The sequence below is a fragment of the Streptomyces griseoaurantiacus genome (assembly GCF_036189845.1).
Taxonomy (GTDB): Bacteria; Actinomycetota; Actinomycetes; order Streptomycetales; family Streptomycetaceae; genus Streptomyces; species Streptomyces griseoaurantiacus.
On the sequence record NZ_CP108326.1, the window covers coordinates 3,273,862 to 3,291,052 of the forward strand.

The following is a 17,191-nucleotide window of genomic DNA, read 5'->3' on the forward strand; positions in this document are numbered from 1 at the left end:
CCGCGGCGGCGACGGCCCGGCGCACGACGACATGAGTGAGGACCTGCGGGCACGCCTGCGCGCGGGCGACCGGGACGCCTTCGCCGAGCTCTACGAGCAGCACGCCCGCGCCGTCCACCTGCACGCCCACCGGCTGACCGGGGACTGGTCGGCGGCGGAGGAGGTGATGGCGGACACCTTCCTCGACGCCTGGCGCCACCGCGCCCGGCTGGAACCCGAGGGGGGCGCGGTCCTGCCCTGGCTGCTGGGCATGGCCACCAACAAGGCCCGCAACGCCCGCCGCGGCACCGGCCGCCGGCTCGCCTTCCTCTCCCGCCGCCCCGCCCCCGAACCCGTGCCGGACTTCGCCGAGGAGACCGCCGGACGGCTCGACGACGCCCGCACCCTCGACGCCGTGCGCGAGGTGTACGGACGGCTGCGGCGCGCGGAGCGGGAGGTGCTGGCCCTGTGCGTGTGGTCCGGCCTGGACTACGCGGAGGCCGCGCAGGCGCTGGGGGTGCCGGTCGGCACCGTGCGCTCCCGGCTGTCCCGCGCCCGCGCCCGGCTGCGCCGCCTCGTGGAGGAGCGGCTCGTGGAGGAGCGGCTCGCGGACGAGTCGGAGGGCCGGGCGGAAGGCCGTGGGGAACCCTCCCCGGGCCGCGGAGAGGTACGGCGTGGGGACGCGTTCGCGGCCCTGACACTCACCGACTTTCAGGAGGGCACATCCCGATGAACGCCTCAGGCCACGGGCCCGGGCGGGCCGGCGGTGACGACACGGCACGCGCGTCACGCGAACTGCGTGAGACCCGCGCCGAACTGGCCCGGCTGCTGCCGGCCCCACCGGAGCGGGAGTTGTCTCCTGACCGTCACCTCCACCACAAGGAACGGTTGATGCGACTCATCGACGACGACCGGGCCGCCCGGTCCGCCGGCGGCACCGCCGCCGGCGCCGGAAAGGCCCCCGCGGCCCGCCGCCCGCTTCTCGCGCGCCCCGCGCTGTGGCTGCCCGCCACCGCCCTGGCGCTGGCCGGGGCTCTGACCTTCACCCGGGTCACGGACGACGCCACCGGCACCCGCGCGGACACCGCCGCCTCCTCCGCCACCGGCTCCAAGGGGTCCACCGGTTCCGCCACGGTGCTGCTGGACCGGATCGCCACCGTGGCCGCCCGCACCGACGCCGCCCCGGTCCGTGCCGACCAGTTCACCTACGTCAAGAGCCTGACCGCCGGGGCCGCGGGGCAGGAGGACGGCTCCTTCGTCCCGGGCGCACTGCACGAGCGCGAGATGTGGCTCTCGCAGCGGCCGGGCCCGGTCGAGCAGACCGGGCTGATCCACGAGGACGGCGGGTACGCCCCGCTGCGCGAGCTGCTGCCCTCCGGCTCCCCCGGCATGTACCCGGGCATCGACCGGCCCACCTACTCCTGGCTGGCCTCCCTGCCCACCGACCCGGCGGCCCTGCTGAAGAAGCTGTACGAGCTGACCCCGCCGCTGGAGGGCCAGGAGGCGGACCAGGCCGTCTTCGACCGGATCGGCCAGCTCCTGCGCGAGACGGTCATGCCGGCCGGGAACACCGCCGCCTTCTACAGGGCCGCCGCCCGCATCCCCGGCGTCACGCGGATCGAGGACGTCAAGGACCCGGCGGGCCGGCACGGTGTCGCCGTCGCCCGCGTGGACAAGCGCGCCTCCACGGCCACCCAGTGGATCTTCGACCGGAAGACGCTCGCCTTCCTCGGTGACCGCAGCTACCTCACGAAGGACGTGACGGAGGGGAAGAAGGGCACGGTCATGTCGGAGACGGCGGTGCTGCGCCGGGCCGTCGTGGACGGATACCGGGAGCGGCCCTCGGGTTCCTGACCTGCCGAGGTGGTTATGGAGACGTGATCCGGCCACCCATCCGATCGGGGCCCCAACTGACGCTCAAGTGCGCGAAGTTGGGGCCTCTTCCGCGTGACGTCCCCTCCCCCTGTCCCCCGTGCGAGCTACAGGAGAGTGTCCACTGCACGGTGACGATTCCCCGACATCGAATCCCTAGTGTTCAGTTCACCGCGGAACGCCGGGCCGCGGGCCGGAGAAGGAACCGGAGTCGGAACCGGCAGAGGGAGCCCACGTCATGAAAGCCCTGAAGATCATCCTGCAGATAGTCGTCGTGTTCGCGGTCTACGCGGTCTGCGGCGGCGTCATCAACGGGGTGAAGGACAACCCCTGGCTGTCGCTCCTGGCCGGCGCCTTCACCGTCGCGGCGATGGTGTTCGTCTACCGGTGGATCGTGGGACGCACCGAGAACCGCGAGGTCACCGAACTCCAGTCGAAGGGCGCGACGAACGCCACGTTCTGGGGCCTGGTCTTCGGCTCGCTGATGTTCCTCTGCGTCATCAGCAACATCTACTTCCTCGGTGACTACAAGGTCGACGGCATCGACTCGGTGTCCGGAGCCATCGGCCTGATCGGCTTCATGGCCGGCGCCGCCTGCACGGAGGAACTCGTCTTCCGCGGCCTGCTGTTCCGCCTCGTGGAACGGGGCCTGGGCACCTACGTCGCCCTGGTACTGTCCGGTCTCGTGTTCGGCGGCATGCACCTCCTCAACGACGACGCCACCCTCGCCGGTGCCGCGGCCATCTCCATCGAGGCCGGCGCCATGCTCGCCGCCGGGTACGCCGCCACCCGCAACCTGTGGCTGCCGATGGGCGTGCACTTCGCCTGGAACTTCATGGAGTCCGGCATCTTCAGCACCCAGGTCTCCGGCAACGGCGACACCCACGGCCTGCTGAAGTCCAGCCTCTCGGGCAAGGAGATCATCACCGGCGGCGAGTTCGGCCCCGAGGCGAGCATCTACGCGGTGGTCTTCGGCACGCTGCTGACGGTCATCTTCCTGATCGTGGCCCACCGCCGCGGCCACATCGTCCCGCTGCGCCGCGCCGAGCGCGTCGACACCCTCGCCGCCCTGGCCCGGTGATGGGACAGCAGCGATCCGCCGGTTCGCCGGAGTACGGGAGGGACGGAGCCGGACACCGCGAGAGCGGTGCCGGGCACCGGCCGACCGGGCTCCGGCTCCGGCCGTTGGTGAAGCGGGACCGCCTGGACGGCATCCGACACCGTCTGGGCAGGATCCGGAAGAAGCTGGGCGCCGTCTGGTACCGGCTGGACGTCGTCGTCCGGGACCTCCCCTTCGGACTGGCCCTCCTGATCGGTTCCTTCCTCCCGGCGCTCCGCAGCAACGGAACGGTCATCGGGGGTGTCCCCGACCGCCCGCACGACGCGCTGGCCGTCGTGGTGATCCTCCTCGAGACCCTGCCCCTGGCGGTGCGCCGGCGGTGGCCGGCCCTCTCCCTGGCCCTGGTGTCCGCCGGGTTCGCCACCGACCAGCTCCTCGGCTACCACACCTTCGCGGCCTCCGCGCTGGGCGTCGTGCTGCTGAGTACCGGCTCGCACCTGGAACGGTTCCGCCGGAGCGTCGTGGTCGGCCTCACCGTGGCGTACGTGGCGCTGGCGGTGGCCCTCAGCCACCTCGGCACGGGCGAGACCCCCACGGAGTTCGTGACCTTCTTCATGGCGCTGGGCCTGGCCTGGGGCGCCGGTGGCTGGCTGCGCACCACCCGCCGGGCGGAGGCCGAGCGCCGCATGCGGGTCGCGGTGGAGACGCGCACCGCAGAACGCACCCGGATAGCGCGTGAGCTGCACGACGTCGTGACCCACCACGTGACGGCGATGGTGGTGCAGGCGGAGGCCGCCCGCTATCTGACCGCCGCCCCGGAACGGCTGGAGCAGTCCCTGAGCGCGGTCTCCGACACCGGGCGCCGGGCGATCACCGATCTGCGGCACCTTCTGGACCTGCTCAACCCCGATCACGGCACGGGCAACGGCGGCGATGCCCCGGCCGAGCCGAGGACACCCGCCGTCGGCCGCGTCCTGACCCTCGTGGAGCAGACCCGCCGGGCGGGCCAGCCGGTGGAGTTCACCGAGGAGGGCACCCCGCCGGAGACCACCGGCAGCCCCGATCTCGTGGCCTACCGGGTGGTGCAGGAAGCGCTGACCAACGCCCTCAAGTACGCTCACGGCAGCCGCACTTGGGTCACCGTGCGGCACGGCGAGAGGGAGATCAGCGTGGAGGTCAGTACGGACGGCACCGGCTCGCGGGCTGCCGCCGTCGGCGGCAGCGGGCGAGGGCTGGTCGGCCTGCGCGAGCGGGTCGACATGCTGGGCGGGGACTTCAGCGCGGGCGCCGCCGAGGGCGGCGGCTTCGTCGTCCGGGCGCGCATCCCGGCCGGGAGCCGCTCGTGAACACACCTCCGCCGTCGGGGACCGCGCCGACCCGGGTGCTCGTCTGCGACGACCAGGCACTGATCCGCATGGGCCTGGTCACCATCATCGACGCCCAGCCCGACATGGAGGTGGTGGGCGAGTGCGGCGACGGGCGGACCGGCGTCGACCTCGCCCGCAAACTCGACCCTGACGTCGTGGTCATGGACATCCGCATGCCCGTCCTGGACGGCCTGGAGGCCACCCGCCTGCTGGCGGGGGCCGGGGTCGCCCACCCCGTCAAGGTCCTCGTGGTCACCACGTTCAACCTGGACGAGTACGTCTACGAGGCGCTGCGCGCCGGGGCGAGCGGCTTCCTCCTCAAGGACGCCCCGCCCGACCGCCTGCTGCACGGCATCCGCACGGTCGCGATGGGCGCGGCGCTCCTCGACCCCGACGTCACCCGCCAGCTCGTCGGCCGGTACGCGACCCGGATCCGGCCCACCGACGGCGCCCCCGAGGACATCCCGCTCACCCCCCGCGAGCTGGAGGTGCTGCGGCTGATCGCGGACGGCCTGTCCAACAGCGAGATCGCCGCCACCCTCGTCATCAGTCAGGAGACGGTGAAGACGTTCGTCTCCCGCATCCTCACCAAGCTGAACCTGCGCGACCGTGTCCAGGCGGTCGTCTACGCCTTCCGTCACGGCCTGGCGAGCTGAGCCCGGGCGGGCCGGGCGCGGCGGGGGCAGGGGGTCAGCCGGTGCCCGCCGCCCTGAGCGAGGCGCGCAGGTGCCCTCCGTTCTCCGCCAGCAGGCGCGCGGCCCGCGCGGCGCCGACACCGGCGAGGAGCATCAGGATCGCGTTCTTGACCTCGCCGTCGCTCGCCCTCAGGGCGGCCTCGATCTCCTCGTCCGGCGCGTCCGTGGCGAGGGAGACGATGCGGTGGGAGCGGGCGCGCAGCTTCTCGTTGGAGGCGCGCACGTCGACCATCAGGTTCCCGTAGGTCTTGCCGAGCCGGATCATCGTGATCGTCGACAGCATGTTGAGGACCAGCTTCTGCGCCGTGCCCGCCTTCAGGCGCGTGGAGCCGGTGAGGAGTTCGGGGCCGACGACGACCTCGATGCCGTGCTCCGCCGCGGCGGCGAGCGCGCTGCCCGCGTTGCAGGCCAGCCCGATCGTCAACGCCCCCCGCGCGCGGGCGTGTTCGACGGCGCCGATGGCGTACGGGGTGCGGCCGGAGGCGGAGATGCCGACCACCGTGTCCTCGGGGGTGAGGTCCAGCGCCCGCAGGTCGTCCTCGGCGAGCGCCCGGGAGTCCTCGGCGCCCTCCACGGAGGTGACGACGGCGCCGGGGCCGCCCGCGATCAGGCCCACCACCCGCGAGGGCTCGGTGTTGAAGGTGGGCGGGCACTCGGAGGCGTCGAGCACGCCGAGCCGCCCTGCGGTGCCGGCGCCCGCGTAGAGGAGCCGGCCGCCCCGGGCCATGCGGGCGGCGACGGCGTCGATCGCGGCGGCGATCTCGGGCAGCCGGGCGGCGACGGCGGCCGGGACGGTGGCGTCCTCGCCGTTCATCAGGGTGGCGATCTCCAGCGTGGAGAGCTGGTCGATGCCGGCCAGCTCCGGGCGGAACGCCTCTGTCGTCAGGGTCTCCAACTGGGCGCGCAGCGCGCGGGGGGCGTCTTCGGACGCGGGAGAGGTCATGGTGGTGCGGCTCTTTCCGGGGAGGGTGCGGGACCGGGCCGGGCGTGCGGGACCTTTGTGCGGAGCCTGCGGGCGGGGCGCCGGGTCAGCGGGAGGTGCCGCCGCGGGGCGCGTGTCGGTGTGCGAGCGCCTCGTAGGAGGCGGCGAGGGCGGGCGCCGCCGTCTCGTACGTGCGCTGGGCGACCCCTATGAACAGGCAGTCCACGACGAGGAGCTGGCTCGTGCGCGAGGACATCGCGGCCGGCCGCAGCTCGCTCTCCCGGGCGGTGGACGTGGTCAGTATGTGATCGGCGTACTGCGCGACCGGGCCGCCCGGCCGGCCGGTGATCGCGATCGTGGTGGCACCGCGCTCGAAGGCGACCCGCAGCGGCTCGATCACGTCCCCGGTGGAACCCGAATGGGTGATCGCGACCGCCACGTCCTTCGCCCGCAGCAGCACCGCGTTGGTGACGGCGAGGTGGGGGTCGCTGTGGGCCTGCGCCATGAGCCCTATGCGCAGCAGCTTCTGGGTGAGGTCCTGGGCGACGAGCCCGGAGGCGCCCACCCCGTACACGTCGATCCGGCGGGCCGCCGCGAGCGCGGCGACGGCCGCGCCGAGCTGGGCGGTGTCCAGTCCTGCGGCGGTGTCGGCGAGGGTCTGCCGCTCGTCGTGGGCGAGTTTGGCGACGACGTCGGCGAGCGGGTCGTCCACCGCGATGTCGGCGGTGACGGCGGGGGCCCGGCCGGACTCCTGGTGGGCGGCGAGCCCGGCGAGCGCGAGCCGCAGGTCACGGTAGCCGGGGTAGCCGAGCAGCCGGGCGGTGCGCACGACGGTGGCCTCGCTGGTGCCGGTGCGGGCGGCGAGGCCGGTGACGGTGAGCGCGGCGCAGCCGGCCGGGTCGGCGGCGACGGTCTCGGCGACGCGCTGCATCGAACGGGTCATCGACGGCGCGAGCGTGCGCACCTTGGCCGCGAGCGCGGCGGGGGCGGGCGGCGCGGGCGCGGCGGCCGGAGGGGCGGGCGCGGTCGGTGCGGCGGGCCTCGCGAAAGTTTCCTTCACCTCATACCTCACACGCTGAAAGATATTTTCGATGCGGTGGCGCGGTCAAGAGTGCGCACAATGGGTGCATGAATCCCACAGGCCCGTCCCCCTCCATCGGCCCGTTGGAGCAGGTGCTCCACACGGCCCGCGCGCGCGTGCTCGCCGACCTGGTCGCGGGGGACGTCGCCCAGGCCGACGTCGTCTCGCTCGTCGAGGACTCCGTCACCCAGCGCCGCTGGTGGGTGGAGCAGTGGCCCGACGGGTCCAGTTTCGTGGCGGGCCTGGTCGCGCAGGACGTGCAGGACGCGCTGCTGGAGAAGTACGGCCGCTGGCCGCTGTGCCCGGTCTGCCCCACCGGCGACCCGCACGCGCTGGAGGTGGAGCCGGAGTTGGGCCCCGACCCGCACTGGGTGTGCCACAAGGCGGGCGTGAAGGTCGCGTCGGTGGGCTCGCTCGCGGCGGTGACGGGCGGGAAGCGCCGCTCGTGACGATCTACGTCGACCCGCCCACCTGGCCCGGCCACGGCCGTCTGTGGTCGCACCTGGTCAGCGACGTCTCCTACGAGGAACTGCACGCGTTCGCCGAGGCGATGGGCGTCCCCCGGCGCGCCTTCGAGCGCGACCACTACGACCTCCCCTCCCACCGGTACGCGGACGCGGTGGGCGCGGGCGCGGTGCAGGTGAGCAGCCGGGAGGTGGTGCGGCTGCTGACGCTCGCGGGGCTGCGGCGGCGCAAGGGCGCCGTCCCGCACGCCCGGCCGCACCCGGCGCACCCGACGCCTCACCCGAGCAGTTCGTAGAGGCGCAGCACGCCCTCGGCCGGGACGCGGGTGAAGCCCGCGCGGGTCAGTACCGCCTGGGAGGCGGTGTTGGCGGGGGCCGTCTTCGCGAAGACCGTCCGCACGTCCTCGCGGGCGGCCGCCCAGGAGGCCAGCGCGCGCAGCGCCTCCGTGGCGTAGCCGTGGCCGCGGGCGGAGGGGGCCAGGTCGTAGCCGACTTCGACGCGTCCCTCCTCGTCCGGCGGCCCGTGGAAGCCCATCGCCCCCACCGCGCGGCCGTCCTCCCTGCGGACCAGCGCGAACATCCCCCATTCCGGCCGGTGCGTCCCCGCCTCGTACGTCTGCCGCAGCATCCCGGCGGCGGTCCGGGTGCCGGCCTCCTCCGCGCCCTCCCCCTCGTACGGTCCGTCCCCGACCCAGGCGAAGCCGCCGGGGCCGCCCACGGCCAGGTCGGCGGCGGCCGCCGGAGTGATGCCCTGGAGGGTGAGGCGGGCGGCGGGGATCACCAGGTTGTTGCGCCATTCCCACTCGGTGACCGGGGCGCGTCCGGGCAGGTCGCCCCGGCCGGTCGCCCAGCGCAGGGTGGGCCAGGGGGCGTGACCGGGGCGCACGTGCGGGAAGATCCGCTCCAGTACGCCCCGGCAGAGCGCTTCCGGCGGCTCGTAGGGCAGGCCGAGGCCGGTGGCGATGTCGTGGGTGTGCAGCAGGACTTCGGTGACGCCCATCGCGGCGAAGCCCTCGCGGTTCGCGCTGCCGTACGGGAACCCGTGGTAGGCGCGCGCCTCGCGGGGCGCGGTGGCGATCGCGGCGGAGAGCAGGGCGCCGGTGGTGCGCAGCACGTCCAGTACGGCGGCGTTGTCGGCCTCGTCGAGGAGGACGGTGTCGAAGGGGACCCGCCGGCGCGCCCCGGTCGCGAGCCGCCCCGCGTAGGCGATCAGCGTGTCGGCGACGTGCTGCGCAGTGTACCGGCAACTCCAGTCCAGCGCGCCGGCCTTGGTCCCCGCCCAGTCCCGTCCGGTGCCCGCCTCCAGCACGGACACCGCGTGCGCGAGTGCCTCGGTCACCTGTTCCCCACCCATGGTCTGCATAGGGCCGAGGGTAGGACGCGGGCAGGAGCGGTACGACCGGTTTGTTCGACCGGGTCGACGAGGCCGACCGCTTCGCCCGTTCCGCGAGTCTCGCCTGTTTCACCTGTCTCGACCAGGAGTTGCGGGATGGGCCGGCACGACCAGCTCGATCCGGTGGTTTTTCCCCATTTTTCAGGTCCATGCGGTGGCGTTCGGGGATCCTGCCGAGGTACCTCCCGACACCACCGCAAGGAGACCACCAGTGCGCCGATCGCCCCGGAAAGCCCTCACCGCCCTCATCGCCGCAGCCGGCCTCGCCCTCCCCCTTCTCACCTCCACACCCGCCTCGGCCTCCACCACCGCATCCACCACCGCCACCACCACGAGCCGCTTCGCGAACTACCGCTACGGTGCCTGCCTGCGCGAGAGCGACGAGACCCACCTCAAGGCCGACCGCTGCACCACCGGACGCGGCAGCCTCCGGTGGCAGTGGAACGGCCGCCTCAACACCGGCACCACTCTCAAGAACAGCTTCTGGGGGCGCTGTCTCGACAGCAACGACCGGGGCGACGTCTACCCCCTGCGCTGCAACGGCGGCTCGTACCAGAAGTGGCGCACCGTCCAGCCCGCCGCCCGCAGCGCCGTCATGCTCCAGAGCGTCGGCACGGGCCGCTGCCTCTACCAGCAGGACGACGGCTACTACCGCACCGCCCGGTGCGACCGAGGCGCCCAGAACCAGCGCTTCACCATCGGCTGACACCCGGGAACGGGCCGACCCGGCGAGGACGACTCCTAGGACGTCAACAGGTCGAGTTCCGCGCGGAGGTTGCGGCGGGCCAGGTCCTCCCATGCCTCGCTGCCGTGCGGCGTGCTGAACAGGCGTGGCAGCGCGAGGAGTTGCCGCAGGATGTCGGCGCGCCCGGCACGGAAGGCCTCGTCCGGCACGAAGGCGTACTCCTCGCGCACCCGGGCCGCGTACTCCGTGTACGCCTCGGGCGGGGCGGCGAGGATCGCGAGGTCCGCGTCGCACAGGACGGCGCCGTCGCGGTCGTCCGGCCCGGGCGCGTGCGTCACGGTGAGCCGGACAAGGCGGGCCACCTCGGCGGTACGGGCCTCGGGAACACCGGCCTCCGTGAGCGCCCGGACCGCCAGCCGCGCCGACCGCTCCTCGTTCTCCGAGCGCTCGGGCAGATAGACGGCGTCGTGGAACCATGCGGCGAGACGGACGGCGGCCAGGTCCCCGGCGTGCGCGCGGAGGGCGTCGACGTGGTCGAGCACGGCGGCGAGGTGGGCGGTGGTGTGATACCGCCGCCGGGGCTCCGACCAGCGGCGCAGCAGATCCTCGGCGTACGGGTCCGGGTCCGGGCCCGGGGCCCCCTCACGGGCGGCGAGCAGGGCCTCGCGCCAGCGAGCGCGGAGGGCGGCGGGATCGGGGGCGGGAGCGGGGTGAGCCATACGGCCCATTGTTCCGCCCGCCCGGCACGCGCAATAGGACGGGATCAGACCTCTATGCCTCCTAGCGTGGTCCCAGACGCCGCACCGGACACCCGGAAGTCCCCGGGAACCGGCGCACCCGAACGCCCGGAAGGACCCGACCGTCATGAGCGACACCATGAACCCCACCGAGCAGAGCCTCACCGGCGAGCGCGCCGACCTCCTGGAGTCCCTGCGCAAGGCCCGGCACTTCCTCACCTTCACCGTCCGCGACCTCGACGACGAGCAGGCGGGCCGCCGCACCACCGAGAGCGAGCTGTGCCCGGGCGGCCTGATCAAGCACGTCACGTCCGTCGAGCGGAGCTGGGCGGAGTTCATCGTCAAGGGCACCTCGGCGATGCCGGACTTCACCACGTTCACCGAGGAGGACTTCGCCCGCCGGGCCGACGACTTCCGCATGCTGCCCGGCGACACCCTCGACGGCGTCCTCGCCGAGTACACGAAGGTCGCCGAGCGCACCGACGAGCTGGTCGCCTCCCTGCCCGACCTGGACGTCTCGCACCCGCTCCCCAAGGCCCCCTGGTTCGAGGCGAACGCGAGCTGGTCCGCCCGCCGCACCCTGCTGCACATCATCGCCGAGACCGCCCAGCACGCCGGCCACGCCGACATCCTCCGCGAACACATCGACGGCGCGAAGTCCATGGGCTGACCCCCCGACCCCCGGAGCACACCCGCCGCCGGTCACGGCAGGCGGGCCTCCGCCTTGTGGTCCTATCTCTCCGCGTCACCCCGTGGCACGACCCACCGAACCGACTGCCCGGTCACGGCGGCGATGGTGTCGAAGTCGGCGTCGTAGTGAAGAACGGTCGCGCCGTACCGCTCGGCGGTGGCAGCGATCAACAGGTCCGGCACCGAGGCCGAGCGGTGATGACCCTTCTTCGCGAGAAGCGCCTGTACCTCGATGGCGCGCGAGCCGATCTCGTCCGTCATAGGCAGCCACTCGAAGCCCTGCCGGACCGAGCGGCCCAGCGCGTGGCTCTCCCCGTTCCGCGTGCTGTACAGGATTTCCAGGTCGATCACGGCACAGGTGGCGACCAAGCCCCTCTCGACAAGAGGGGAGAGGACCTCCCGGACGACAGGATGCCGGGCCCTGGCCCAGGCGCTCTTGTCCACCAGATACCGCTCTACCGGCCCCATGCGCGCGCCATCACATCCGGGTCGGCCAAGTCGTCGAATGCGCCACTGTCGAGCAGCTCCATGAAACGCCGCCGCTTCGCCGCCGCCACGAACTCCCCCAGGGCCCCATTGATGGTGGCCCGCTTGGTCTTCGTGCCCAGTATTTCGGCCGCCTCGGCAACGAGTGCATCATCCAGGTCGATCATGGTACGCGTCATCGTTGCCTCCATGCATATCAATCGTCCCTTCAAGTATGCCTCACTGCCCGCATCGGATGCACAACAATGGGAATGACGGTGACACCGGTCACGGCAGGCGGGCCTCCTGGTTGATGCAGCGGACCCGTTCGCGCAGCACGGCGTCGGGCGGCGCCTGCCGCAGCCCGTCCGACGGGCACTCCCACTCCCGCCCGCCGCCCAGCGGACGCAGGCGCACCCGGGCGCCCACGTGCCCGCACACCTCGCCCATCCGACCGTCCCGCACGTCCACCGCGTAACTCCCCACCGGCGGCCGCTCCCCGCGCAGCACCGCCGTCAGCCGCTCGGCCGTCCGCACGTTGCAGCGCCCCAGCGCGACCAGGGCGAAGGGCTCGCCACTCGCCCCCGTCACCGGGTCCACCCCCAGCGAGGGCAGCACGACCCCCGCCTCCGCCAGCGCCTCCCGCAACGACTCCACGACCTCTTCCGTCGACCGCACCGTGCGTGCCACCTTCCTTACACAGAGTTTGCAATACGCCACCCAGCGTGTATGCCCGCGGTTTAACCTGGCCAGACGTTCCGCCCCAACAAGAGGGAACGTGGGACGAAAAGGGCAGGGGGAGATTCGTGCCGGGACCGAAGGACTTGGACCCGTCCTCGTCACCCCGCGCGCTGCTCGGCGCGGAGTTGCGCCACGCGCGGGAGAAGGCGGGCCTGAGCCAGGAGGAGTTGGGCGGCCGTCTCTTCGTCAGCGGCTCGTACATCGGCCAGTTGGAGGCCGGCACTCGCCGCATGCAACCGGAGTACGCCCGGATGCTGGACGAGGTCCTGGGCGTCGACTTCTTCCTCCGCAACTGCCGCGCGGCGGCGAAGTCGGAGTACCCGGAACACTTCGCGGAGGCGGCGGAGGCGGAGGCACGGGCGACGGCGATCAGGGAGTACGCGCCGCTGCTCATCCCGGGGTTGCTGCAAACCCCCGGGTACGCCCGGGCGGTATTCCGCGCGTACCGGCCGACGGCACCGGAGGAGGAGATCGACAAGTTGGTGGCGGCGCGGATCGAGCGCGCTCAGCTTCTCCACGGTCCAACAGAACTGCTGTTGTGGGCGGTCATCGACGAAGCGGCGCTGCGCCGGGTGACGGGCGGACCGGTGATCATGGCGGAGGCCCTACGCCACATCGTCGGGATCACCGAGGCCCACCAGGCGATCGTGCAGGTGCTGCCTTTCTCCGCAGGAGCGCACGCGGCCATGGAGGGCGCCATGAAGTTGATGGACTTCGAGGCCGCTCCCCCACTGGTCTTCTTCGAGGGCGTCGGTACGGGGCGCCTGGAGGACGCCCCGAGCGTCGTACGCCTTCAACGCCTCACCTACGAGCACCTCGTGGCCTCCGCGTTATCGCCTCAGAACTCCTTGGCCTTGCTGACGGAGATGGCACAGGATTACGCACATGAGGAGCATCCATGAGTACGAGATGACCGGCGCCGTCTGGCAGAAGTCGAGCTACAGCGGCGGCAGTGGGGGCAACTGCCTGGAGGTCGCCCGCTGGCGGAAGTCCACGCACAGCGGCGGCAGCGGCGGCGACTGCCTGGAGGTCGCCGACGGGCACCCCGCCGTCGTCCCCGTACGCGACTCCAAGAACCCCCACGGCCCGAAGCTCGTGTTCCGGGCCTCGGCCTGGACCCCGTTCGTCGAAGACCTCAAGCGGCGCTGAGCCTCCACCCCGCCGCACCCCGCCCGGGGCTCAAGTACCGAGCCGCGAGCCCTCTTTGCAGTGAAGGGGAGGTGGGTTCCACCCACCCACCCTCCCCGCCGTCAACGCCAAGTGACCGGTTTGCCACGCACCGTCATGAGCCTCTAGGTTGCCCGCAGACGTAACGACCCCCGTCAGGTGCTGCGAACACCTGCGGGGGTCTCACCTACGAGATCGCCCAATCCGAAAGGAACTCGATCCCATGGCTACCGCCAACTGTAGTGACGACCACCGCTTCCCGCACAGCACCCCGCACCCGATGGCGAACCGGGGTTACGGCAAACGCTCCGCGCCGGGACAACTCCCGCGCTCGCGGGACGACTTCACACACCTGCCACGCCGCGAGGCCTCCGTCGCCGCCTACCTCGACCGGCTCGGCGAGAACGCCGACATGTCCGTGAAGACGCTGGCCAAGGTGCTGCCGTACGGCCAGTGCGCGCTCCGTACCGCGCTCAACACCCTGCAACGCGCCGGGCACCTGCGCCGCGGCCGGGAGCAGATCACGGCCACGGACGGCGGCCGACGCTGGATCACCCGATCGTGGTTCTCGCGCACCGCGCGGGACGACGACTGGTGGGCCCGCTTCGTACGCGGCGACGTGCCGGACGCGTACCCGCGACCGCAACCGGACACGGAACCCGAGCAGGCACAGGTACCCGCGCCCGAACAGGGACCGGCACCGGCACGGACGGGAGCTGGGCCCCGCCCGCATCCCACCCACTACCGCGCCCTTCTCCTCCTCGCCTCCCTCGGCCGCACCGCCCCCGCGCTCACGCTCTCGCAGGCGGAGTGCGCGAACCTGGCGCCGCTGCTGGACGACTGGTTCGCGAGGGGGGCCACCGAGGAGGGCGTCACGCATGCCCTGACGGGGGGACTGCCCAGCCCGGTGCACCACCCGGCGGCCCTGGTCCGCTCCCGCCTGCTCGCCAAGCTGCCGCCGGACCCGGTGCGCGAGGAGCCGCGTACACCGCGCCGCCTGTTGGAATGCGCGGAGTGCGGCGTCCCCGGCCGCCCCGAGGCGCTGCCCGGGGGAGTGTGCCGCGCGTGTCGGGACACTCCTCCTCCCCCGCGCCCGCGCGCGCCCCTTCCCGCCCCCTCGGTTCATGCCCGCGCCGCCGCCATCCGGGCCAAAATGCCTCAACGACGACAGGAACGGACACCCGCATGACGGCACCCGCGATCCGACGGCACCATCCCGGGGCACGATGGAGGGAAGGAGGCGAGACCATGACCCGCAGCACCGCCGCGCACCCGCAGATGTCCGTCGAGGACTTCGAGGAACTCGCCAAGGCCGCTCCGGAGGGGGTACGGCTCGAATTCATCAACGGCCGGGTCCACGCCAAGGACGGCCTCAGCGTCGAGGACTTCGAAGAACTGGAACGCCGGGCGCCGGAGACCGTCCGACTCGAATACGCACACGGGAAACTAGAGGTCAAGCCGATGCCGGACGGCAACCACCGCTCCATCCTCATGTGGTTGCTGCGCCAGTGCATGCAGCACCGGCCCGACCTGGACCTCGTTCCCGAGTCCGGCATCAAGGCGGAGGCCTACCGCAAGGGGCGGGCACGGGCGGACGCCACTCTGACGCCGGTGGATCATTTCGTCGGGCACGGAGAGTGGTCGGCGACGGACGGTGTCCTGATGGCCGTCGAGATCACCTCCCACGACCGCGACACCGACCGGCGCGACCGCGTCGACAAGCCTGTCGGCTACGCGGAGGCCGAGATCCCCGTCTACCTCCTCATCGACCGCGACCACCACACCGTCGTCGTGCACAGCGAACCGAAGGACGGCCGCTACCGGCAGACGCCCTCCTACCCCTGGGGAGCAACCGTCGAGCTTCCGCCCCCGGTGGGCATCACGCTGGAAACGGAGCAGCTCAAGAAATACGCCGACTGACTTCTGTCGGCAGCGACGACAATGCCCCCATGACGAACCCCGCAGCCTGGCCCCTCGCCGTCCCCCTCGAAGGGCCGCGGCTGGTGCTGGAGCCCTTGCGGGTGGCGCACGCGGAGGAGGCGGTGGCCTTCCTCGGGGACGCGCGGCTGCACACGTACATCGGCGGGGAGCCGCCGAGCCGGGGTGAGGTGGAGGAGCGGTACCGGCGGCAGAGTGCCGGGCACTCGCCCGACGGTTCGCAGGGCTGGCTGAACTGGATGGTGCGGGCCCGCGCCGGCGGACTGCTGGTCGGCACGGTGCAGGCGACCCTGACGAGGCCGCGCCCCGGCCTGCTCGAGGCGGAACTCGCCTGGGTGGTCGGCCACGACTTCCAGGGGCACGGCTACGCCAAGGAGAGCGCCGAGGTCATGGCCCACTGGCTGCGGGACCAGGGCGTCTCCGCCTTCGCCGCCCACATCCACCCCCACCACCACGCCTCCGCCGCCGTCGCGAAGACCCTCGGCCTCCACCCCACCGGCACCCTCCACGAGGGCGAGCAGCTGTGGACCGACGCCGTCCCGCCCGCCCCCGTCACCGGGGAAACTCCTCCGTCGGGAGCGTCGTGAGGAACGGCGCGGGCAGGGTGAGGGAGCCGCCGAACGGTACGCGGTCGGTGCGCTTGTAGGCGCCGCTCTCCGGCTCGGTGAACAGCGTGACCGACGGGCCCTGTGCGTCGTAGCGGTCGATCAGCAGGTATGCGGGGACGGGCGCGTGCGCGTAGGCCCACAGCTTCTTCATGCGGTCGTCACGGGCGTTGCCCTTGGAGGCGATCTCGACGACCAGCAGGGCGTCGGCGGCGTCCACAGGCAGCGCGTCCTCCCCCGCGTCGGCGGCCCGCTGGGCGAGTTCGGCCCGCTGGAAGACGACGAGGTCGGGAACGTACACCTTGTCGAACGGCGCGATGTGCACACCGAGCGTCTGGAACAGGCCGTACCCCGTGGGCAGGCAGCCGTACAGCCGTTGCGAGACGATGTCGGCGATGAGGTTGTGCCCACTGGCCGGGGGTGGAACCACGATGATCCGTCCCTCGTCGATCTCGGCCCGCCATCCGTCGGGCACGTCCAAGTGCTGCCAGGCCCGCAGCAGACGGCCCCACTGGGAGCCGCTCCCCCACATCTCGGCGGTCATCGGGGACCTCCCGTCTCCGACCTCACAGAACTGAACGTACGGGCACATCCTCGTCGCCGTGCCCGTGTCCCTCAGCGTCCCACGATCGAGTGAGCGCCGCAGCGACCCTCGTCCCCGCCGTGCTGTCAGCGGTGTGTGCGACCCTGGCGGACATGAACCACGCACAGCTCACCGCGCTCGGCCGCGCCCTGCGCGTGCTCGGGGAGCACGGGGAGGCGCTGAGCGCCGACACCCCGGACGCCAAGCTGCACGAGGCGAAGGACGACCTGAAGCGGGCGCTGGACCTGCTGGAGGACAGCCTCGGCGGGGACCGGCCCACCACGCGGTGCGCCGAGCACCCGACCGGCCCCGTCGACAAGGACGCGCCCGATCTGTGCCTGCTGTGCGAGACGCGGCGCCGGGCCGCCCGGCGTACGGAGTACGACGGCGGCGGGCCGCGCCGGGCGGCCACCGACGCCGGGGAGCGCGTCCCCTCCCGGTACGGCACGCGGGAGGAGCGTCCGCAGCCGCAGCAGCGCTGGCTGCCCGAGGCGTGGAACGGCCAGGAGTGGCAGCTCTGCGGCACCCCGCGCCGGGACCGGCGGGAGGCGGAGCTGTACCTGACGGCGCAGCGCCGCGGGCCCCGCCCGGCGATGGCGTACCGGCTGGTGCACGAGTTCACCGACTACGAGGTGCTGCGGGTGTGGGGCCACCCGGTGCGGGTGGACATCGAGCCGATGAGCGGGGGCCTGTGACCGGTCCCGGACCGGCCGCCCGCCCCCGTCGTCCCGGACCGGTCGCCGTCGC

General features: G+C 72.7%; 23 protein-coding genes. 15 read left to right on the forward strand and 8 right to left on the reverse strand.

Annotation, left to right across the window (positions count from 1 at the left end; all coding sequences use genetic code 11):
• Positions 1 to 31: 31 nt before the first annotated feature.
• The 5 genes from OHB09_RS14450 to OHB09_RS14470 all read left to right on the forward strand — a co-directional run bounded on the left by OHB09_RS14450 (position 32) and on the right by OHB09_RS14470 (position 4,934).
• Positions 32 to 712 (forward strand): RNA polymerase sigma factor, encoded by a 681-nt coding sequence (locus OHB09_RS14450; protein ID WP_191854817.1) that lies wholly within the window; start codon positions 32 to 34, stop codon positions 710 to 712.
• A complete protein-coding gene (locus OHB09_RS14455) occupies positions 709 to 1,833 on the forward strand; it encodes a CU044_5270 family protein (protein WP_328922078.1) in 1,125 nt (374 codons plus the stop codon). Before OHB09_RS14450 ends, OHB09_RS14455 begins: the two co-directional genes overlap by 4 nt.
• A 265-nt stretch (positions 1,834 to 2,098) precedes the next feature.
• Entirely contained in the window at positions 2,099 to 2,932 is an 834-nt protein-coding gene (locus OHB09_RS14460; protein ID WP_308117179.1) for a CPBP family intramembrane glutamic endopeptidase, read from the forward strand.
• Entirely contained in the window at positions 2,932 to 4,257 is a 1,326-nt protein-coding gene (locus tag OHB09_RS14465; protein WP_328922079.1) for a sensor histidine kinase, read from the forward strand. The genes OHB09_RS14460 and OHB09_RS14465 overlap by 1 nt, the downstream gene beginning before the upstream one ends.
• The gene (locus OHB09_RS14470) at positions 4,254 to 4,934 is read left to right on the forward strand and encodes a response regulator (protein WP_191889847.1); all 681 of its coding nucleotides are present in this window, start codon (positions 4,254 to 4,256) and stop codon (positions 4,932 to 4,934) included. Before OHB09_RS14465 ends, OHB09_RS14470 begins: the two co-directional genes overlap by 4 nt.
• A gap of 34 nt (positions 4,935 to 4,968) precedes the next feature.
• On the opposite strand, the gene murQ is transcribed toward OHB09_RS14470, so the two are convergent.
• The gene (gene murQ / locus OHB09_RS14475) at positions 4,969 to 5,916 is read right to left on the reverse strand and encodes an N-acetylmuramic acid 6-phosphate etherase (protein ID WP_040897176.1); all 948 of its coding nucleotides are present in this window, start codon (positions 5,914 to 5,916) and stop codon (positions 4,969 to 4,971) included.
• An 85-nt stretch (positions 5,917 to 6,001) separates the two neighbouring features.
• Positions 6,002 to 6,967, reverse strand: coding sequence for a MurR/RpiR family transcriptional regulator (locus tag OHB09_RS14480; protein ID WP_100086053.1), 966 nt, complete (start codon positions 6,965 to 6,967; stop codon positions 6,002 to 6,004).
• A gap of 56 nt (positions 6,968 to 7,023) precedes the next feature.
• Here OHB09_RS14480 and OHB09_RS14485 point away from each other — a divergent pair, with 56 nt between their 5' ends.
• On the forward strand, positions 7,024 to 7,425 hold the full coding sequence (locus OHB09_RS14485) for a hypothetical protein (protein ID WP_040897068.1): 402 nt from the start codon (positions 7,024 to 7,026) through the stop codon (positions 7,423 to 7,425).
• The gene (locus OHB09_RS14490; protein ID WP_191854821.1) at positions 7,422 to 7,736 is read left to right on the forward strand and encodes a DUF4031 domain-containing protein; all 315 of its coding nucleotides are present in this window, start codon (positions 7,422 to 7,424) and stop codon (positions 7,734 to 7,736) included. Before OHB09_RS14485 ends, OHB09_RS14490 begins: the two co-directional genes overlap by 4 nt.
• Here the strand turns inward: OHB09_RS14490 and OHB09_RS14495 are convergent.
• Entirely contained in the window at positions 7,718 to 8,803 is a 1,086-nt protein-coding gene (locus tag OHB09_RS14495) for a GNAT family N-acetyltransferase (RefSeq protein WP_318295075.1), read from the reverse strand. The genes OHB09_RS14490 and OHB09_RS14495 overlap by 19 nt on opposite strands.
• A gap of 241 nt (positions 8,804 to 9,044) precedes the next feature.
• On the opposite strand from OHB09_RS14495, the gene OHB09_RS14500 reads away from it, so the two are divergent.
• Positions 9,045 to 9,539 (forward strand): RICIN domain-containing protein, encoded by a 495-nt coding sequence (locus tag OHB09_RS14500; RefSeq protein WP_006144068.1) that lies wholly within the window; start codon positions 9,045 to 9,047, stop codon positions 9,537 to 9,539.
• 35 nt (positions 9,540 to 9,574) lie between these two features.
• Here OHB09_RS14500 and OHB09_RS14505 read toward each other — a convergent pair whose 3' ends face one another.
• On the reverse strand, positions 9,575 to 10,237 hold the full coding sequence (locus tag OHB09_RS14505) for an HD domain-containing protein (RefSeq protein WP_328922080.1): 663 nt from the start codon (positions 10,235 to 10,237) through the stop codon (positions 9,575 to 9,577).
• Positions 10,238 to 10,382: 145 nt separating this feature from the next.
• Between OHB09_RS14505 and OHB09_RS14510 the strand changes: the two genes are divergently transcribed.
• Positions 10,383 to 10,925 (forward strand): DinB family protein, encoded by a 543-nt coding sequence (locus OHB09_RS14510; RefSeq protein ID WP_328922081.1) that lies wholly within the window; start codon positions 10,383 to 10,385, stop codon positions 10,923 to 10,925.
• A gap of 62 nt (positions 10,926 to 10,987) precedes the next feature.
• Here the strand turns inward: OHB09_RS14510 and OHB09_RS14515 are convergent, their stop codons facing one another.
• From OHB09_RS14515 to OHB09_RS14525, 3 genes are all read right to left on the reverse strand, one after another.
• Positions 10,988 to 11,413 (reverse strand): PIN domain nuclease, encoded by a 426-nt coding sequence (locus OHB09_RS14515; RefSeq protein WP_319116778.1) that lies wholly within the window; start codon positions 11,411 to 11,413, stop codon positions 10,988 to 10,990.
• Complete coding sequence (locus tag OHB09_RS14520; RefSeq protein WP_191889841.1) at positions 11,401 to 11,610, reverse strand: type II toxin-antitoxin system VapB family antitoxin; 210 nt, start codon at positions 11,608 to 11,610, stop codon at positions 11,401 to 11,403. Before OHB09_RS14520 ends, OHB09_RS14515 begins: the two co-directional genes overlap by 13 nt.
• 88 nt (positions 11,611 to 11,698) lie before the next feature.
• A complete protein-coding gene (locus OHB09_RS14525; RefSeq protein WP_191889840.1) occupies positions 11,699 to 12,088 on the reverse strand; it encodes a hypothetical protein in 390 nt (129 codons plus the stop codon).
• A gap of 128 nt (positions 12,089 to 12,216) precedes the next feature.
• On the opposite strand from OHB09_RS14525, the gene OHB09_RS14530 reads away from it, so the two are divergent.
• From OHB09_RS14530 to OHB09_RS14550, 5 genes are all read left to right on the forward strand, one after another.
• Positions 12,217 to 13,053 (forward strand): helix-turn-helix domain-containing protein, encoded by an 837-nt coding sequence (locus OHB09_RS14530; protein WP_191889839.1) that lies wholly within the window; start codon positions 12,217 to 12,219, stop codon positions 13,051 to 13,053.
• Entirely contained in the window at positions 13,037 to 13,300 is a 264-nt protein-coding gene (locus tag OHB09_RS14535) for a DUF397 domain-containing protein (protein WP_191889838.1), read from the forward strand. The genes OHB09_RS14530 and OHB09_RS14535 overlap by 17 nt, the downstream gene beginning before the upstream one ends.
• A 241-nt stretch (positions 13,301 to 13,541) precedes the next feature.
• Positions 13,542 to 14,507, forward strand: a complete 966-nt coding sequence (locus OHB09_RS14540; protein WP_318295074.1) for a hypothetical protein — start codon at positions 13,542 to 13,544, stop codon at positions 14,505 to 14,507.
• A gap of 59 nt (positions 14,508 to 14,566) precedes the next feature.
• Positions 14,567 to 15,238, forward strand: a complete 672-nt coding sequence (locus OHB09_RS14545; protein WP_252307099.1) for a Uma2 family endonuclease — start codon at positions 14,567 to 14,569, stop codon at positions 15,236 to 15,238.
• Positions 15,239 to 15,267: 29 nt separating this feature from the next.
• The gene (locus OHB09_RS14550; RefSeq protein ID WP_328922082.1) at positions 15,268 to 15,843 is read left to right on the forward strand and encodes a GNAT family N-acetyltransferase; all 576 of its coding nucleotides are present in this window, start codon (positions 15,268 to 15,270) and stop codon (positions 15,841 to 15,843) included.
• Here OHB09_RS14550 and OHB09_RS14555 read toward each other — a convergent pair.
• Positions 15,809 to 16,405, reverse strand: coding sequence for a Uma2 family endonuclease (locus tag OHB09_RS14555; protein ID WP_328922083.1), 597 nt, complete (start codon positions 16,403 to 16,405; stop codon positions 15,809 to 15,811). The two genes, OHB09_RS14550 and OHB09_RS14555, sit on opposite strands and share 35 nt — an antisense overlap.
• Before the next feature lie 152 nt (positions 16,406 to 16,557).
• Between OHB09_RS14555 and OHB09_RS14560 the strand changes: the two genes are divergently transcribed.
• Positions 16,558 to 17,139 carry a hypothetical protein gene (locus tag OHB09_RS14560; RefSeq protein WP_319350798.1) on the forward strand — a complete coding sequence of 194 codons (582 nt, stop codon included), beginning with the start codon at positions 16,558 to 16,560 and terminating at the stop codon, positions 17,137 to 17,139.
• Positions 17,140 to 17,191 lie beyond the last annotated feature (52 nt).

What these genes read in the sequence shown, in the direction of transcription:
- OHB09_RS14450 (WP_191854817.1), top strand. Translation starts at nt 32, where the DNA reads ATGAGTGAGGACCTGCGGGCACGCCTGCGCGCGGGCGACCGGGACGCC.
- OHB09_RS14455 (WP_328922078.1), top strand. Translation starts at nt 709, where the DNA reads ATGAACGCCTCAGGCCACGGGCCCGGGCGGGCCGGCGGTGACGACACG.
- OHB09_RS14465 (WP_328922079.1), top strand. Translation starts at nt 2,932, where the DNA reads ATGGGACAGCAGCGATCCGCCGGTTCGCCGGAGTACGGGAGGGACGGA.
- murQ (WP_040897176.1), bottom strand. Translation starts at nt 5,916, where the DNA reads ATGACCTCTCCCGCGTCCGAAGACGCCCCCCGCGCGCTGCGCGCCCAG.
- OHB09_RS14485 (WP_040897068.1), top strand. Translation starts at nt 7,024, where the DNA reads ATGAATCCCACAGGCCCGTCCCCCTCCATCGGCCCGTTGGAGCAGGTG.
- OHB09_RS14495 (WP_318295075.1), bottom strand. Translation starts at nt 8,803, where the DNA reads ATGCAGACCATGGGTGGGGAACAGGTGACCGAGGCACTCGCGCACGCG.
- OHB09_RS14505 (WP_328922080.1), bottom strand. Translation starts at nt 10,237, where the DNA reads ATGGCTCACCCCGCTCCCGCCCCCGATCCCGCCGCCCTCCGCGCTCGC.
- OHB09_RS14510 (WP_328922081.1), top strand. Translation starts at nt 10,383, where the DNA reads ATGAGCGACACCATGAACCCCACCGAGCAGAGCCTCACCGGCGAGCGC.
- OHB09_RS14515 (WP_319116778.1), bottom strand. Translation starts at nt 11,413, where the DNA reads ATGGGGCCGGTAGAGCGGTATCTGGTGGACAAGAGCGCCTGGGCCAGG.
- OHB09_RS14520 (WP_191889841.1), bottom strand. Translation starts at nt 11,610, where the DNA reads ATGACGCGTACCATGATCGACCTGGATGATGCACTCGTTGCCGAGGCG.
- OHB09_RS14535 (WP_191889838.1), top strand. Translation starts at nt 13,037, where the DNA reads ATGAGGAGCATCCATGAGTACGAGATGACCGGCGCCGTCTGGCAGAAG.
- OHB09_RS14540 (WP_318295074.1), top strand. Translation starts at nt 13,542, where the DNA reads ATGGCTACCGCCAACTGTAGTGACGACCACCGCTTCCCGCACAGCACC.
- OHB09_RS14545 (WP_252307099.1), top strand. Translation starts at nt 14,567, where the DNA reads ATGACCCGCAGCACCGCCGCGCACCCGCAGATGTCCGTCGAGGACTTC.
- OHB09_RS14550 (WP_328922082.1), top strand. Translation starts at nt 15,268, where the DNA reads ATGACGAACCCCGCAGCCTGGCCCCTCGCCGTCCCCCTCGAAGGGCCG.
- OHB09_RS14555 (WP_328922083.1), bottom strand. Translation starts at nt 16,405, where the DNA reads ATGACCGCCGAGATGTGGGGGAGCGGCTCCCAGTGGGGCCGTCTGCTG.
- OHB09_RS14560 (WP_319350798.1), top strand. Translation starts at nt 16,558, where the DNA reads ATGAACCACGCACAGCTCACCGCGCTCGGCCGCGCCCTGCGCGTGCTC.